Genomic DNA, 15,933 nt, shown 5'->3' with positions numbered 1-15,933 from the left:
CAATTGCATATGCGTAATTTCTTTCAAAATAAGCACACTGCTCCAGCCATGCTGGGGTGGGGTGTTGTCCTTATATTATTTATCTTAATTTTACTTCCACTTTTAGCAGTTCTCATCCAAATATTTTTACCTGGTATTTTTTTTGGGAAGCTTGATTTTGCAGGCTTCGGGCTTGTATTTGAGATTTTCGAAAGGAAACTGTGGAGTAAATCACTGACGAATTCTCTTATGTTAGCGACAGGCACCGCTGTTTTAGGTACTATACTCGGTACAGCATTAGCAATAATGCGTACATCGAGAGCATTTAAAACGAGATTTGCGCTTGATTTTACTGCGTGGGCATTATTGATATTACCATCTTTTATCATGGCGCAGGGGTGGGTTTTGTTTTCAAGTGGTAAAGGTATCGCAGCTCACGTATTTGGAATGGAGTGGGTAACTGATTTAGTGTTTCAACCAATAGGTCTCATATTCATAATGACTCTTTGTAAATTTCCATTTGCTTATTTAGCTGTAACTGCTGCACTAGAGTGGAATGTTTCACAATATAATGAGGCAGCACGTCTAAATGGGGCTTCTGGCTGGCATGCATTACGAACAGTGCAAATCCCATTAATGATTCCAGCATTATTATCTGGTGCTGCACTTATATTCATGGATACTATAGGAGACTTTGGTTTGCCAGCTTCTCTTGCTGCTGTCTATAGTTTTCCAACTCTTTCTTATTCCATTTATACCTCCTTATACACTGCACCGATTCGCTTTGATATGGCAGGGATTTTATCTTTTTACTTAGTGGCAATAATTGTTATAGTTATGCTATTTCAATTATTTATTCTTCGAAAAGGTGATTTTTCATTCATCACTGGACGTGCAATTCGAAAAGAGCCGTTACAAACAAAAAATAGCTGGTTCTATGACGTTATTAATAGTCTTTTTTTAGTAGTAGCACTTGGTATACCAATTGGCAGTAGCTTACTGGTTTCATTTATGGATAAGCTTGGAGAAGGTGTGTCGCTAAGTAATTTTACGTGGCGACATTATACGGAGCTACTTAACATAGATTCTACGATTTTTATAGGCCTAAAAAACTCCATAGTTATTGCGGCTTTTGCAGGTATGATTGGTCTTGTTGTTGGTGTTTGTATTGGGTATGTATTAATATTTACCGACTTCAAATACCGCGCAATGATCGACTCACTTTCGGTTATATCACTTGCTGTACCTGGAGTAGTACTAGGAATTGGCTATATTTTCATTTGGAATCAACCATTTTTAGAAAGCATCCATCTACATTTATACGGGACACCCGCCATATTAGTTCTAGCTAGCATAGCAGGGGCTATTCCAATTGCTGCTCGACTTATGATTAGTTCCATGACGAAAATCCCTTCCAGTTTATTGGCTTCTGCTTCAGTTCAAGGAGCATCATTATATTATCGGATTCGAACAATACTGTTGCCATTGATGCGTGCTTCCTTGCTCACTGCAGGCTTAACAGCATTCGGCACGAGTATTTTTGATTTGGCAATTACATCAATTTTATATCCGCCAAATTTTGTTACATTACCAGTAGCGATTAATAAAGCATTTGAAGATTTAAATTATGGATTTGCAACAGCTGCAACCATTACGAGTGGCACACTGATCATTGTTATTATGATGGCATTTAAATGGTTCGTTGAAAAAGGGTTTAGCCTTATGCTACGAGCAATAAAAAAGGAGAAAAAACATGTCGTTACAGATTCAAAATGTATCAAAGAAATTTAATCAATTTCATGCGGTCGACAAGGTCAGTTTTGCTGTCCAACCAGGAGAAATCGTCAGTATCTTAGGCCCATCTGGATGCGGTAAGTCTACTCTTTTACAAATTGTCGCGGGATTACAATCATTAGACGAAGGGGAAATCACCCTAAACGGTGAGGTTATTTCTTCGTCACATTTCACATTACCCCCTGAAAAACGCGGTATTAATATGGTTTTTCAGGATTATGCATTATGGCCTCATATGACTGTTCGTCAAAATATTTTTTATGGCTCAAAGGTTCGAAAGGTGAACAAGCAGGAACAATCAGAGAACCAAAAATTTTTATTTAATCTACTTCAATTAAACGGACTGGAACATCGCTATCCTAGCGAACTTTCTGGTGGTCAGCAGCAGCGTGTAGCAATTGCACGAGCATTATCAACAAAGCCTGAGTTGTTACTACTCGATGAACCATTGTCTAATTTAGATATGCAGCTACGTTTTGAAATGCGTAATGAATTATCTTATTTATTGCGAAAGCTTGGTACTACAGCTCTACACGTCACGCATGATCCAGTAGAAGCGTATGCTTTGGCGGACCGTATTTTAATGCTTCGGGATGGTAAAATAGAACAATTTGGTACACCTATGGAAGTGCGGCAAGCCCCAGCATCTTTATGGGTAGCTGGCTTGCTCGGGATGAATAACCGTCTGCAAGCAGTAGCTATAAATAACAATACAGTAAGAATTGGTGCATCCATCCTGCATGGAATCGGCACACTTACGGTGAATGAGGATGTCATTGTAGTAATGGATCCAGAAGCGTTGAAATTAGAAGAACAACAAATAGATTCACAACAGAATACTTTAAATGGACGTGTGACACATTCTATTTTTGAAGGACATCGATGGCGTATTATGTTGGAAACAGCAGGCGGTCGTTTAACTGTACTCCATGATGTGTCAATAGAAGTTGATAGGGATGTAATGGTGTCCTTCGATCCAAGCGATACATTTTTATATAAACAACCAGAACAGGCAGCTACTCCTTTTCTAGTAAATTCAGGAAAGTAGGTGGATGTTTTGGCACGTATTTTGGCTATTTCGGATATTCACGGACATGTCGATGCACTTCATGTATTACTGAAGTACGCAAATTACCAATCTAGTCGAGATGAATTGTTTTTAGTAGGAGATTATATAGATAAGGGTCCAAATAGCGAGGAAACATTAAAGGCAGTGGAGCATTTAGTCCTTGAGGGGGCCTATGCCATTATGGGAAATCATGAGAAATGTGCACTCGATGATATCGCTATTGGAAAGACTGCATGGATAAAATGGAAAACCTTTTTACAAAGCCTTCCACTTTATATTGAGAGGAAGCCATTTTTATTCGTCCATGCTGGTATTCGTACGGGAATACCCCTCCATGAACAAAAAATTACGGATTTGCTCACGATACGAGAACCTTTTTTCAATCAGCCAGTTCAAGAAGACATAACTGTCGTATTTGGACATACGCCAACTAACCGACTAGGCGTAAACGTTGGCTCTCTGTGGAAGCAACAAAAAAAAATCGGAATTGACACTGGTGCGGGTCAACAGCAATATCTTAGCTTAATCGACTTAACCAATAGCTTACAATACCGTATTCTCCTAGCAAATCAGTTAGATAGCCAAGTAGAGATTTTGTCATTTTAGCTTGACACTGCTAGATAATTTTAGGTAACAGGTTCCAATACAATTTATACTAGTGTTCAAGTGGAGAAACTTCAAAAATATAAACGCTTCTAAGTACCTAATACCCCGTTCACACAAGATTCGCGCCGTTGCAAACACGGACTACCTGAGCTTAGAATTTTTCATAAGAAACGAAAAGGTCTTCGGAATGTGATTATTCCGAAGGCCTTTTGTCGTCAATTCGAAAAATGAATGAAGTTAACATACCTGCAGTAAGTGCGTTCATTTAATACATTTCTTTGAATTTAAAGAAGGATTTATATAATAAAATATAGAATTGTAAAGTAGTTATATACACAAAGTATACAAACTTTTGAGTGATAGCTAATTTATACGGAGAAGAGTGGTTCTATGGAAAATCATCAATTGAGTAAAATGTATGATTATCATGTGTGGGCAAATCAACTAGTGATTCAGCACATGAAGAAGCTTCCAGAGAAAGTTTATAACGAGAATGTTAAAAGTGTATTCTCATCGATTTCAGAAGTTTTAATTCACCTTTATGGTGCAGATATTATCTGGCTGGAGACCATGAAGGAAAGTAGCTTCCAAAATACGGTTGAGATAGTTAAGCGCCGAAAATCGGAAGTAGCAGGAGCTTCGATAGATGAACTCGAAAAGTTCTATGCTGAGCTATCGAAAGAATTTTATAACTTTCTTGCAAATGAACAGAATCTCGAACGAATTATTATCACGGAGCATCCAAAATACGGTCGATGTGAATTTGTACTTAATGATCTCCTAACTCATGTAGTAAACCATGGAACCTATCATCGTGGAAATATAACAGCGATGCTCCACCAACAAGGGGAGCAGGGTGTACCAACAGATTATGTATATTATATCCTCGCATCCCAAATGTCATAACAATTAAAACACCATTCGAAAATCGTGTTTTAACGATATCTTTATTTTCAATGAAAATATTTAATCTATGTAGTAGATTTTTAAAAGGAGCTGTAGAGGTTGGTAGATTATAAAATTAAAACCTATGAAGAAGCTATACAAGTAATTGATGAGCTCGGGTTGCTACCTCTTGCTTCCTTAGTGCCTGGTTATCCCTCGTTGAATAGCATAACTTTAGAAGAAAACTGGCACTCTGATACAGAATTTGATCCTTGGATATGGAGGACTAAATTTTCGTCTGACGGCATTGCAGGTTACGGGAAATTTATTAAGAAGAAATCAATACTAGTATCTCCTAAACTTCTCCCATATCTAAAAATAATTTTGGGATCTGATAAATCGGTTGAAGACCGTTATTTAAGTGGAAATGTATCACGGGAAGCATATAGTTTATATAAGATTATTGTTCAAGAAGAGGGAATAGATACGAGAGCATTAAGGTCAAAAGCAGGACTAAAGGAAAAAGAGAAAAAGAAGTTATTTGAAAACGCATTAATAGATTTACAGGGAACAATGGATATTGTAATCTCGGGCATCCAAGAAAAAAAGAATGAAAATGGAGAAACGAATGGTTGGAGTAGTACCGCCTTTGAAACATATGATTCTTGGACAAGCAGAAATAAAATAGCTAGTATGGATATAAATAGAGAAGATGCCAAGAAGTATCTTTTGGCTCACTTTTCAAATGTAAGTAATAATGAATCCCTAAACAAATTCGAGAAAATTTTTAGGTAGACTGTCCCTGTGTAAGAAACATTCATGTTTGTTTAAATATTCGTGAATGTTTAAACTTTCATGTTTGTTTTCTGCACAGGGAGCGTTTCACAAAATCCTTTATTGTCGGGTTTATGTCATTACGTTCCTCAGTGACAAGGGTATAGTGATTGCTTTCAGTTGTAATTTTATGAATATTTTTTGCGTATAGCTGTGTTTCAACATACGATTCAGCCATAAAAAACGGTGGCATAGCACCGATGCCACCGGTTGAATGTACTAGTAGTATTGGACAATCTACCTCAGCAAATATCTCAGCTGGCTTGTAATTATAAAAGCTTTGGAAGTCTTGACGAACCTTGGTTTCATCTGATTTATGCTCCCAATGACCATCCACTTCTCCAACCTCATAGCAACAAAATTTTTCTAAATTCTCATCCCAAGCAATTCCAAGATTACTATAGATGTTTTTGATTTCTTCTAAATAGGCTTCGAGAGTTTCATATTGTTTATTAATACGACCAAGAGAAGGCTCCACAATTTGTCGTTGATGATCTGTACAGGTGCCGGCACCATCGAGTAAAATAACCCCTTTCACATTATTCTTTTTACTAGCTACATTAGCCACAATAAACCCACCCATAGAGTAGCCCATTAATATCGGGTTTTTTATATTTAATTCATTTATCAAACTAATAATATCCTTTGTATGCTGCTCGATTCCAGTATTTTCGGTAGTCACGGAGCTATTACCGCAACCTCTTAAATCTACAGAAATAAATCGATAGTCCCCTTTGAGTAATTCTGCATAGTAATGTAACTGTTTACTATTTCCTGCTAATCCATGAACACCGATAATTACACCTTGTGTTCCTTCATAATCAGCATAAGCTAAGGTCCCACCATTAACTTCGATTGAACAATTTTCCATTTGTATCCTCCTCGTAGAAACTATAAAGTGTTTTGTATACCATCTTTCTATAAATATAAAAATAGTATTTAAAACAAAATGATATCTTTCTTATTAATCCCTCTAGAAGTCATGAAAGAGCTGGAATTCGTACAGTTACAGTGGTGCCTTCTCCTAAAATACTATCAATTGTGACCCCGTATTTATCTCCAAAATAATACCGAATTTGTTCATGTACATTTTTGAGGCCAATGTGTTTTTGCATTAAAGTATTAGATGATTCCTCTAGGTAATCTCTTAGGTGCTGGACTTGCTTGGGATTTATGCCAACTCCATTATCCTGAATCATAATTAGGAGGTCCTTTCCTACAATAGTAGTAGAAACTTCAAGGGTGCCATGACCAAGCTTTGGCTCCAAGCCGTGAACAATTGCATTCTCAACTAGTGGCTGAAGAGAAAAATGTACTATTTGTATTGAATCACTATGGGGTGCTAAGTTTTCTAAATACTGTATCTTATCTCCGAACCTCATTTGCTGTACTTGGATGTACAAGCGAATATGGTTCAATTCTTCTTCCACTGTTATAGTCTCTTTACCACTTTGTATGGTGATTCGAAATAAGTGACCGAGTAACCCAATCATTTCAGCTATATCTCGTTGATTATTTATTATTGCTTTCATTTGAATGGATTCTAAGGCATTTGCTAAAAAGTGTGGGTTTACCTGACCTTTTAGTGCCCTATAATGGGCTAGCTGTTGTTGTGCTTTTAAGTATGCTGCTCGCTCAATATAAACCTGTAAATCAGAGACCATCTTACTAATCCCTTGATAGAGGCCACCAAATTCATCCTGACGTTCGCTCGATAGATTTACATCGAATTTTCCGCTTCCGATTTTTTTCACCTGCTTACTTAGAAAAATAATCGGTTTCGTAACACGTGAATATAAAATCATCATAAATAACATAGCCATAGCAAGGGAAAAGAGCGCCAACCACAAAATAACCTGACGGAGCAGGTTCGCATGTTTGGTCATTTCCTGTTCCTCAATATACTGTATAACTGTCCACTGTGAGTATGGTGAAGTAACGTAGTTAAAAAAAGACCTAACTCCGTCTACCTCAGAATAGAAGCTCCCTGTATCCTCTTTAGAGTCAGAAATGGCTATTTGAATGTTTGTTTTAAATGTTCTATTAGAGTTAATTTGATTAAGATCTGAAGCATACACAACCTTGCCGATATCATCGAGAATAACAAAATTTCGATTGCGATTCTCGGATAAGTTTAGTATATTCCGTAACGTACCTAAACGGATATCGATTAGTAAAACGCCTAACGGATTTCTCGTGCCGCTTTTATTAATGACTCTTGCAATGGATATCACTGATTCATCTGAGTTAGGACGGTGAAATGGTTTGTGGGTTCCAAATAGTACTATTTTCCCTTTTTGTTCCATCGTTTGTTGGTACCATTCCTCGCTCGAAAGGTTAGTCACATCGTAAACAGCTCTTTTAAAACTCGAATAAAATACTCGATTATCTAAAAAAATTTGTACACTGTCAACATTCTCGATTGTCATTTCAATGCTGCTGATGAAGTTTTCAATTGCATTCTCGTATTCTAGACTTTGAACATAGTCTTTCTCCGAGTCGGTTTTTCCCCAATTTTCTAATGCATTTTGAAGTCTACTATCCATATGGGCAGTAAGAGCACCAATTTCAACGCTGCGCAAGTACTGATCGAAATTGAATGATAAGTTGTTGAGAATTAGGTTTGAACTATTTTGATATTCATTTTTTGCTGATTGTATAGAAAAGATATAAATAACAACGGATAGAATTAGTAGTGGAATAGTAATGGTTATAATCATTAGGACAAAGATTTGATAATTAACATGTTTAAACTGAAATAGTTGGAAGAGTCGTTTTAATTGGTTCATCACATTATATCCTTAATTGTTTTCTATATTCCGTAGGTGTCATATGCGAGACACTTTTAAATAATTTTACGAAGTGTTTATAGCTTTTATATCCACACATAAGAGAAACGTCCGTGATGGAGTATTTAGAGTTTTTCAGACATTCGAGAGCATATCTAATTCTAATTTCACTTACGAAAGTCATGTAGTTAATGTTTAATTTTGTTTTAAATAATCGGCTTAAATAAGATGGATTATAAAAGAAATGCTCAGCAACCATATTAAGTGTCAATTCCTGATTGATATGTTTTTTTATATAAGATTCAATTTTCTTAAAAAGTTGAATATCTTCTTGATTAAGAGATTCCATCTTATCCAAAATTAGCGACGTCCCTAGACCTATGGAATTATCAGGATTTCCTAAGGTTTCAAGTTGCCTATCGCGGATTTTTTCTATGCAATCCACAATAACTGAAAAACTCTTTTCATACTGTAGTGGCTTGAGTAAATAATCATGAACACCACCGTAGTGAATGGCTCTTTGTGCATACTCGAACTCGCTATGGCCAGTTAAAATAATGAATAAGGTTTCGGGTAGCTTTGTTCTTAAGTGACCGATCATTTCAAGCCCATCCATTACCGGCATTCGAATATCTGTTATTACTAAGTGGGGCAATTCAAGTAAAGCTGTATCTAATCCATCCTTACCATTTTCTGCTTCCACAATTGTTTGAATACCTAATTTCTTCCAATCGAAGTAGTGCTTTAATCCAGAACGAATGACAGGTTCATCTTCAACAATCATCAATTTGTACATCATATTCCTCCAAAACGATTAAATAGTAGTGGTTGTATCAGAAGATTTTTACTATGCATTTTTTGTATTTGCTTTAGTGTACACGATAAAGAATATTTTCCCAATACCAATTATACGAAAATTCCAATAATTATATATTTTTAAAACATACATGTCAGAATAGATGGATGAATGTAAAATACAAAGGATTGTGAAGTTCAGTATTTGACTTTAAGATTAAAACAGGAAATGAAAGCGCTTACCTATATTTCCAGAATTGTATTAGGGGGAATACTATGCAAGGTTCAAAAAGAAGGTTCATTTTATTTATTGCAATTGCATTTGTCGTTTCAATGTTTTTGGCTGCATGTAGTGAGGATGCTGGAGATGATGGTGAAAAAGAAAAAGATTCAGCAAAAGTACCGGTATCTAGTGATGACAATTCAGTTGAAATAACATGGTGGAACTTTCCAAACTTCCAAGCCTTAGATGGGGAAGTAGGGAAGTATGAAGAAGAAGTTATAGCTGCTTTCCAGGAAAAAAACCCTGATGTTAAAGTGAACTTAGAAATGTTAACTTTTGAAGGTGGCCCAGAAAAACTGAATGTAGCAATTGCTACGAATACTGCACCTGATGTCATTTACGATGCTCCTGGAAGAATTATTGACTGGGGTAAGAAGGATTTACTTGCACCATTAAATGACATGATGCCGTCTGAGGTTATGAATGATATCTCTCCGGCATTATTAAAGCAGTCGATGGTTGGTGAACAAGTATATATGTATCCATTTAATACAGGACCATTCATGATGGCTGTTAATAAAACGTTATTTGAGGAAATCGGTGAACTTGATCTGTTACCTTTAGATCGACCAGATCGTACATGGTCTGTTGAAGAATACGAGAAAGCTTTAAAAGCAGTTAAGGAAAAAGCTCCAGGCATTATTCCTTCTGGGTTCTATGCAAAGAGTGTAGCAGGAGACCAGGGAACACGAGGCTATATTACGAATTTAGGTGCAAGTAGATTTTTAAATGAGGATTATAGCGAAGTAGCTATTAACTCTGAAGGTGGAGTGAAAGGACTTGAATGGGTTGTACAGGCTTCAAAAGATGGTTTAGTTGCACCAGGTGCTGCATCACTTGAGGCGGGAGACCATAATGATTTATTCCTTCAAGGGAAAATGGCGTTTGCTATTAACTATTCTGCTGTACTAAAATCACTGTTTGCTCCAAATAAAACAGAAGACTTTGAAGATGTTTTGCTACCTTATCCAACCCCGGATGGATCAGATCCGAAGCTGGAGCCATTTCTTGGTGGGTTAGCTGTCTTTAATAATGAGGATGACAAGAAAATAGAGGCTTCTAAGAAACTAATTGATTTCATCGTGAACGATCCAGAGTGGGGAGAGAAAAATCTTATCCAAACAGGTGGATTATCAGCCCGCAACTCAGTTACTGGTCTGTATGAAGGTTCCGAGTATGATTATTCAGAGTTAGCACGTAAGTTTATAACAGATCCACCAACTACCGCAGATGGTTACGCGGAGATCCGTACTTTCTGGTTCCCTGCGCTGCAAGAAGCAATTCTTGAAACAAAAACACCGAAGGAAGCATTAGAAGAGTTTGCGGAAAAAGCAAATGCAACGATTGAAAAAGCAAAAGCTGCAGATTAAAAATGTGTGGAGTAAGTAAGGTATCAATAGTGGAGTAAATAGATAAAAAAGGAGCAGCATCTTTGATGTGTTGCTCCTTTCTAAAAAGAACTAGATTGGAGTGGAAGAAAATTGTTAGCAACTATTCGTAAGCCAAACAAACACAAAATGCTCGATTGGTTGATGAGTTATTTGTTCTTGTTACCAGCGTTAACATTTTTCCTCATTTTCGTCGTATATCCTATGTTAAGAGGAATATACATGAGTTTTTTCGATTATAGCATTACAAGCTTTGAATTCATTGGATGGGCTAATTACGTAACGCTTTATAATGATGAAACCTTCCATAAGTCGCTTATAAATACTATTGTATTAGTTGCTGTTGCTGTTCCTATAGTTATTGGCTTTTCTATTTTTGTTGCAATGGCAATTTACAAGAAAAGTGAATTTATCCGGTCATTTTGTAGAGGTATATTTTATCTGCCTGCTGTAACCTCCGTAGTAAGTGTCACAGTCGTTTGGGGGTGGATCTATCATCCGAATTTTGGATTGCTTAACTATGTGACAAATTTTTTTGGGATGGAGCCAATATCCTGGCTTGGGGATCCTAAAACAGCGTTAATGGCCATAACGGTAATATTAATCACCACATCAGTCGGTCAGCCCATCATTTTATATATCGCTTCTTTAGGTAATATTCCTACTAGTTATATAGAAGCTGCCCAAATCGATCGAGCAACCCCTAGTCAAATTTTCCGGAAAATCATATGGCCATTACTAATGCCGACAAGCCTATATGTAATTGTCATAACAACGATCAATTCATTCCAGTGTTTTGCTCTTATACAATTACTCACTTCTGGTGGACCAATTCATAGTACATCCACCGTAATGTATGGTGTTTACCAACAGGCATTCCTCCTTGGTAACTTCGGTATTGCATCAGCTATGGGGGTCATTCTAGCAATCATCATTGGAATAATTTCAATCATTCAATTTAAATACTTAGGTAATGATGTGGAGTATTAAAAGGAGGAAACGTCTTGAGAATAATATCTCCGATAAAGATTAAGAAGAAAAATAATGTGAGTAGACATCTGAAATGGTTACGTGAATTAAGTGCGTTTAAAATAATTTCAACAATTATATTAATCCTCTCGGGACTATTCTTTTTATTCCCGCTTTACTGGATTGTTACTGGGTCCTTTAAGTCGCAAGTTGTAGCAATTACAATCCCACCAGAATGGTTTCCACTCAACCCTATACTTGATAACTGGGTGACCTTATTTAGCAATCCAGTTTGGCGCTGGACATTTAATAGTTTCTTTATCGCTAGTGCGGAGATGATTGCTGTATGTTTTGTAAGTGCAACAGCAGGCTTCGTGCTCGCTAAAAAGGTATTTCCTGGTCGTAAGCTTATCTTTATCGCACTAATCGCTGCTATGGCACTACCTAAGCAGGTAATTCTAGTTCCATTGTTCACGATGCTAGCGGATTTGGGCTGGGTAGATACATATAAAGGGCTAATTATTCCAGCAATTGGCTGGCCGTTTGGAGTTTTCCTAATGAAGCAATTCTCCCAGACAATACCAAATGAACTTTTAGAAGCTGCCAAAATAGATGGTTGTGGGGAAATAAGGTCCTTTTTCCATATTGTAGTTCCAATGCTTAAACCAGCTATTGGTGCTCTAGCAATTTTCACTTTCATGTTAAGTTGGAATGATTATTTTAGCCAACTTGTAATTACACGTTCAACAGATATGATGACGTTACCTTTAGGCATCGCAACAATGCAAGGTGAATATAAAACAGATTATGGTGTAATGATGGCGGGTGCAGCACTAGCCTCTGTTCCTATGATTATCATTTTTATGCTTTTCCAAAAGTCGTTTACCCAAGGAATTACAATGGGCTCTATCAAGTGAAGAGGTGGGAGATTATGTTACTAAATAAATTTAAGGGAATAATACCTGCTTTTTATGCTTGTTATGATGAAGCAGGGGATATTTCACCAGAGAGAATTACAGAACTAAGTCAGTATTTATATGAAAAAGGGATACAGGGTCTCTATGTTGGTGGAAGTTCGGGAGAATGTATATATCAATCACTTACTGAAAGAAAAGCGACATTAAAGTACGTTGCGGAAAACCTGCAAGGGAAGCTTACGCTAATTGCGCATGTTGGAGCACCATCCACTAAGGAAAGTGTGGAATTGGCAAGGTATGCAAGGGAATTAGGCTACGATGCGTTATCGGCTATTCCTCCAATCTATTTTCAGTTACCTGAAAGCGCGATTGAAAAGTACTGGTTGGAAATTATGAATTCTACCGACTTGCCATTTATTATTTACAACATTCCCCAAACAACGGGCTATAATCTTTCCGTTTCATTACTAAAAAGGCTATTGAAGAATGACAAGTTAATCGGAGTGAAAAATTCTTCTATGCCAGTGATGGATATTGAACGATATAAAACAGTAGCACATGAAGACTTTATAGTATTTAATGGACCAGACGAACAATATGTGTCAGGTAGATTAATAGGTGCAGATGGGGGAATTGGTGGAACGTATGGCGTGATGCCAGAGCTATTCCTAAAAGCAGAGGAATTTATTTCCTCCGGTAACTTCTCAGATGCTAGAGAAATTCAACATGATATTAACGATATTATTATTGCACTTTGTTCATTGAATGGATCGATGTATTCCGTTATTAAAGAGATTTTAAGAATAAGAGGATTAAATATTGGAAGTGTCAGGGGCCCGTTAGAGGCAGTGCATGGAGAAGATATTGAAAAGGTTGAAGGCATTAAGAAGATGATTGATCTATCCATAGCAAAATATCAAATGATGTAATGATGGGGGTGTGTGGAGATGAAAACTAAAGAGGAGATTTTAAAATATATCGAGCATGAACTCATTGTTTCTTGCCAGGCACTTCCTGATGAGCCATTGCATAGTCCTTACATTATGGCGAGAATGGCTTATGCTGCTATGTTGGGTGGTGCTAAGGGGATTAGAGCGAACAGCATTGAAGATATTAGAGAGATTAAAAAGACAGTTAATTTGCCAATCATCGGTATTATTAAAGGAATTTACGGTGAATCAGAAGTTTTCATCACACCGACAAGAAAAGAAATAGATTTACTCTATCAAGAGAAGGTGGATATTATAGCTATGGATGCTACTAACAGGATAAGACCTGATGGTAAAGTAATTAGCGAAGTTTTTCCAACTATTCGTGAACAGTACAGCAACCAATTGTTCATGGCCGATTGTTCTACGTATAATGAAGCAAAACAAGCCTATGATTTGGGTTTTGATTGTTTAGGTACGACACTTAGTGGTTACACAAGTTATACTCAAAGTACAAACCTGCCAGATGTAGACCTGATATCAAAACTAGCACTAGAGTTTCCTATTCCTGTTATTGCTGAGGGTGGTATTTGGACACCAGAGGAGCTGAAGTATGTATTTGAACTGGGTGCATACTCAGCAGTTGTTGGAACAGCTATTACGAGACCAAAGGATATTACTAAAAGATTTGTAAAAGCGATAAAGTCCGATGTTTAAGGATGAAGCCGATGGAAATATTAGCTATCGATATAGGTGGAACATCTATTAAGTTTTGTATCTCTGATGAAAATGGGAATATCTTTAATTTTAAAGAATATGATTCGGAAGCTAAAAAGGGAGCAAAGCATTTAATCGCAAGAATTATTCAACTCATTAAAATGAATTATAAAGACTTTCAAGCTATTGGTATTAGTACTGCAGGACAGGTTAACAACGAGGAGGGATCTATCATCTATGCAAATGATAACATTCCTAATTATACGGGTATGAAGGTAAAGGATATCTTCGAGATGAATTTCAAAGTCCCTGTAGTTGTTGAAAATGATGTGAATGCGGCCGCATTAGGAGAAAGAAATTTTGGTGCGGGTAAAAAGTATAAAAACTTTTTATGTTTAACGTATGGAACAGGTATAGGTGGTGCCGTTGTTTGTAATTCTGGTATCTATAGAGGTTTTAACGGTTCTGCATCTGAGTTTGGTCATATGATTTTGTATCCAGGCGGAAGAAAATGTACTTGTGGGTTTTTAGGTTGTTATGAAATGTACGGATCCACAACGATCTTAGTTAAAAAAGCGTTAGAGGTAGATAAAAAGTATGTGAGTGGTCGGGATATTTTTGAAGGGCTTGAACGAGGTAATACAGAATTGGAGAAAATTCTGGAGGGATGGGTAAGTGACGTTGTGTATGGACTAGTTTCTTTGACTCATATCTTCAATCCACCGGCAATTATTTTAGGTGGTGGCGTAATGGAGCAGGATAAATTAGTAACATTGATAAACAGTAAAGTTAAAGAACTAATAATAGAAAGCTACTCCGACATAGAGATAGTGAAGGCTTCGTTGGGTAACAAAGCAGGGTTATTAGGTGCGGTGTCTTTGATAAGTGGAATCCTGCGCTAGAAACAAACACGTTAGTTTAAACAAACATGAATGTTTGAACTTTCGCGTTTCCGTTGGCTTGAAATGAGCAAAAAAATAGCATTTGATGAGCGCGTCAAATAAATGCTTATTTCTGCCTGTCAAAAATCAAATATAACAACAGTAGCAATGTTTAGGGCTCCCTAAAATCAAAAAGTGACCAATCCTACTAAGCGGCCTACGCCATAACCTGCCATTACTAATACGAAACCGCCCATCACATAAATACTGACTTTAATGAACTCACCTTGTTGATTTATCTTTTTTAAGACTGATTTCACAATACGTTGCATGAACAACACCTCCTCGATTTATCCTATAAAATAATATCATATCAATATTACTTCAAATCAATTATTAAAAACAACAAAGTTTACGAAAACAACCTTTATATTTAATTTGAACAAATAATATTATCCCTTAAACTAGAAAACACCTCTTTTACAGAGGTGTTTTAGCATTATTATAAGTAGTTTTTCATCCATTCTTGGAAGTTAGCAATTACTGTATCGATAAATTCAATTGTTGATTTGTCTGTTAATTCACCACTATCATTAAATTTTGTATGCGCTGCTCCAACGTATACTTCGTTCATTGGTAGTAAAGGTGAATTTAGGCCACTCGCGAATAAAATATCACGTAGGTGCATTTGAGCTTTTACAGTTCCTAGAACACCCATAGAAGCTCCCATAATCATAGATGGTTTTCCATTCATTACTTTATCTACACGGCTCATCCAGTCAATTGCATTTCCTAATACACCTGGAATTGTAGAATTATATTCTGGTGTTACCCAAAGTACTGCGTCTGCTGCTTTTACTTTAGCTTTGATGTCTAATACTTCCTGTGGTGCATCTAACTCGATATCTTGGTTATACATTGGGATTGGCTTTAAGTCTAAGATTTCTAGCTCAAACTTATCTGCATAGCGTGCTTGTACATGTTTTGCTAGTTTTAAATTGAATGAATCTTCACGGATACTTCCTACGATTGCAACTACTTTCATGATGTGTTCCCTCCAAATTTCTATTTAATGGAAATAATTGATTTCCACTGTAA

16 protein-coding genes are annotated in these 15,933 nt (G+C 36.7%); 11 read left to right on the top strand and 5 right to left on the bottom strand.

Going from position 1 to position 15,933, the window contains the following annotated elements:
- Positions 1–9 precede the first annotated feature (9 nt).
- The 5 genes from ACQCPR_RS16885 to ACQCPR_RS16865 all read left to right on the top strand — a co-directional run bounded on the left by ACQCPR_RS16885 (position 10) and on the right by ACQCPR_RS16865 (position 5,128).
- The gene (locus ACQCPR_RS16885) at positions 10–1,770 is read left to right on the top strand and encodes an ABC transporter permease (protein WP_427137628.1); all 1,761 of its coding nucleotides are present in this window, start codon (positions 10–12) and stop codon (positions 1,768–1,770) included.
- The gene (locus ACQCPR_RS16880; RefSeq protein ID WP_427137627.1) at positions 1,733–2,821 is read left to right on the top strand and encodes an ABC transporter ATP-binding protein; all 1,089 of its coding nucleotides are present in this window, start codon (positions 1,733–1,735) and stop codon (positions 2,819–2,821) included. The genes ACQCPR_RS16885 and ACQCPR_RS16880 overlap by 38 nt, the downstream gene beginning before the upstream one ends.
- Before the next feature lie 9 nt (positions 2,822–2,830).
- The gene (locus ACQCPR_RS16875) at positions 2,831–3,448 is read left to right on the top strand and encodes a metallophosphoesterase (protein ID WP_427137626.1); all 618 of its coding nucleotides are present in this window, start codon (positions 2,831–2,833) and stop codon (positions 3,446–3,448) included.
- 390 nt (positions 3,449–3,838) lie between these two features.
- Positions 3,839–4,354: a DinB family protein gene (locus ACQCPR_RS16870; RefSeq protein WP_427137625.1), complete on the top strand. Its 516-nt coding sequence runs from the start codon at positions 3,839–3,841 to the stop codon at positions 4,352–4,354.
- Between the two features lie 99 nt (positions 4,355–4,453).
- Positions 4,454–5,128 carry an AlkZ-related protein gene (locus tag ACQCPR_RS16865; protein WP_427137624.1) on the top strand — a complete coding sequence of 225 codons (675 nt, stop codon included), beginning with the start codon at positions 4,454–4,456 and terminating at the stop codon, positions 5,126–5,128.
- A gap of 58 nt (positions 5,129–5,186) precedes the next feature.
- Here ACQCPR_RS16865 and ACQCPR_RS16860 read toward each other — a convergent pair whose 3' ends face one another.
- The 3 genes from ACQCPR_RS16860 to ACQCPR_RS16850 all read right to left on the bottom strand — a co-directional run bounded on the left by ACQCPR_RS16860 (position 5,187) and on the right by ACQCPR_RS16850 (position 8,752).
- Positions 5,187–6,038, bottom strand: a complete 852-nt coding sequence (locus ACQCPR_RS16860; protein WP_427137623.1) for an alpha/beta fold hydrolase — start codon at positions 6,036–6,038, stop codon at positions 5,187–5,189.
- Positions 6,039–6,147: 109 nt separating this feature from the next.
- The gene (locus tag ACQCPR_RS16855) at positions 6,148–7,956 is read right to left on the bottom strand and encodes a sensor histidine kinase (protein ID WP_427137622.1); all 1,809 of its coding nucleotides are present in this window, start codon (positions 7,954–7,956) and stop codon (positions 6,148–6,150) included.
- Between the two features lie 4 nt (positions 7,957–7,960).
- Positions 7,961–8,752: a response regulator transcription factor gene (locus tag ACQCPR_RS16850; protein ID WP_427137621.1), complete on the bottom strand. Its 792-nt coding sequence runs from the start codon at positions 8,750–8,752 to the stop codon at positions 7,961–7,963.
- 275 nt (positions 8,753–9,027) lie between these two features.
- On the opposite strand from ACQCPR_RS16850, the gene ACQCPR_RS16845 reads away from it, so the two are divergent.
- The 6 genes from ACQCPR_RS16845 to ACQCPR_RS16820 all read left to right on the top strand — a co-directional run bounded on the left by ACQCPR_RS16845 (position 9,028) and on the right by ACQCPR_RS16820 (position 14,856).
- Positions 9,028–10,404: an ABC transporter substrate-binding protein gene (locus ACQCPR_RS16845; protein ID WP_427137620.1), complete on the top strand. Its 1,377-nt coding sequence runs from the start codon at positions 9,028–9,030 to the stop codon at positions 10,402–10,404.
- Between the two features lie 111 nt (positions 10,405–10,515).
- A complete protein-coding gene (locus ACQCPR_RS16840; RefSeq protein ID WP_427137619.1) occupies positions 10,516–11,412 on the top strand; it encodes a carbohydrate ABC transporter permease in 897 nt (298 codons plus the stop codon).
- Between the two features lie 14 nt (positions 11,413–11,426).
- Positions 11,427–12,308 (top strand): carbohydrate ABC transporter permease, encoded by an 882-nt coding sequence (locus tag ACQCPR_RS16835; protein ID WP_427137618.1) that lies wholly within the window; start codon positions 11,427–11,429, stop codon positions 12,306–12,308.
- Between the two features lie 14 nt (positions 12,309–12,322).
- Positions 12,323–13,237: a dihydrodipicolinate synthase family protein gene (locus ACQCPR_RS16830; RefSeq protein ID WP_427137617.1), complete on the top strand. Its 915-nt coding sequence runs from the start codon at positions 12,323–12,325 to the stop codon at positions 13,235–13,237.
- An 18-nt stretch (positions 13,238–13,255) separates the two neighbouring features.
- Positions 13,256–13,954: an N-acetylmannosamine-6-phosphate 2-epimerase gene (locus ACQCPR_RS16825; RefSeq protein WP_427137616.1), complete on the top strand. Its 699-nt coding sequence runs from the start codon at positions 13,256–13,258 to the stop codon at positions 13,952–13,954.
- Between the two features lie 11 nt (positions 13,955–13,965).
- A complete protein-coding gene (locus ACQCPR_RS16820) occupies positions 13,966–14,856 on the top strand; it encodes an ROK family protein (protein WP_427137615.1) in 891 nt (296 codons plus the stop codon).
- 167 nt (positions 14,857–15,023) lie between these two features.
- Here ACQCPR_RS16820 and ACQCPR_RS16815 read toward each other — a convergent pair whose 3' ends face one another.
- Both ACQCPR_RS16815 and ACQCPR_RS16810 read right to left on the bottom strand, forming a co-directional pair.
- The gene (locus ACQCPR_RS16815; RefSeq protein WP_427137614.1) at positions 15,024–15,167 is read right to left on the bottom strand and encodes a hypothetical protein; all 144 of its coding nucleotides are present in this window, start codon (positions 15,165–15,167) and stop codon (positions 15,024–15,026) included.
- Between the two features lie 170 nt (positions 15,168–15,337).
- The gene (locus ACQCPR_RS16810; protein WP_093495936.1) at positions 15,338–15,880 is read right to left on the bottom strand and encodes an NADPH-dependent FMN reductase; all 543 of its coding nucleotides are present in this window, start codon (positions 15,878–15,880) and stop codon (positions 15,338–15,340) included.
- Positions 15,881–15,933 lie beyond the last annotated feature (53 nt).

The organism is Psychrobacillus psychrodurans (assembly GCF_050209195.1).
In the GTDB taxonomy this organism is placed as follows: Bacteria; Bacillota; Bacilli; order Bacillales_A; family Planococcaceae; genus Psychrobacillus; species Psychrobacillus psychrodurans.
This window is presented reverse-complemented; position numbering and strand designations above follow the sequence as displayed.

Bases quoted from the DNA above. Each gene is read 5' to 3' on its own strand.
- ACQCPR_RS16885 (WP_427137628.1), top strand. From the start codon at position 10: ATGCGTAATTTCTTTCAAAATAAGCACACTGCTCCAGCCATGCTGGGG.
- ACQCPR_RS16880 (WP_427137627.1), top strand. From the start codon at position 1,733: ATGTCGTTACAGATTCAAAATGTATCAAAGAAATTTAATCAATTTCAT.
- ACQCPR_RS16870 (WP_427137625.1), top strand. From the start codon at position 3,839: ATGGAAAATCATCAATTGAGTAAAATGTATGATTATCATGTGTGGGCA.
- ACQCPR_RS16860 (WP_427137623.1), bottom strand. From the start codon at position 6,038: ATGGAAAATTGTTCAATCGAAGTTAATGGTGGGACCTTAGCTTATGCT.
- ACQCPR_RS16855 (WP_427137622.1), bottom strand. From the start codon at position 7,956: ATGAACCAATTAAAACGACTCTTCCAACTATTTCAGTTTAAACATGTT.
- ACQCPR_RS16850 (WP_427137621.1), bottom strand. From the start codon at position 8,752: ATGTACAAATTGATGATTGTTGAAGATGAACCTGTCATTCGTTCTGGA.
- ACQCPR_RS16845 (WP_427137620.1), top strand. From the start codon at position 9,028: ATGCAAGGTTCAAAAAGAAGGTTCATTTTATTTATTGCAATTGCATTT.
- ACQCPR_RS16830 (WP_427137617.1), top strand. From the start codon at position 12,323: ATGTTACTAAATAAATTTAAGGGAATAATACCTGCTTTTTATGCTTGT.
- ACQCPR_RS16825 (WP_427137616.1), top strand. From the start codon at position 13,256: ATGAAAACTAAAGAGGAGATTTTAAAATATATCGAGCATGAACTCATT.
- ACQCPR_RS16820 (WP_427137615.1), top strand. From the start codon at position 13,966: ATGGAAATATTAGCTATCGATATAGGTGGAACATCTATTAAGTTTTGT.
- ACQCPR_RS16815 (WP_427137614.1), bottom strand. From the start codon at position 15,167: ATGCAACGTATTGTGAAATCAGTCTTAAAAAAGATAAATCAACAAGGT.
- ACQCPR_RS16810 (WP_093495936.1), bottom strand. From the start codon at position 15,880: ATGAAAGTAGTTGCAATCGTAGGAAGTATCCGTGAAGATTCATTCAAT.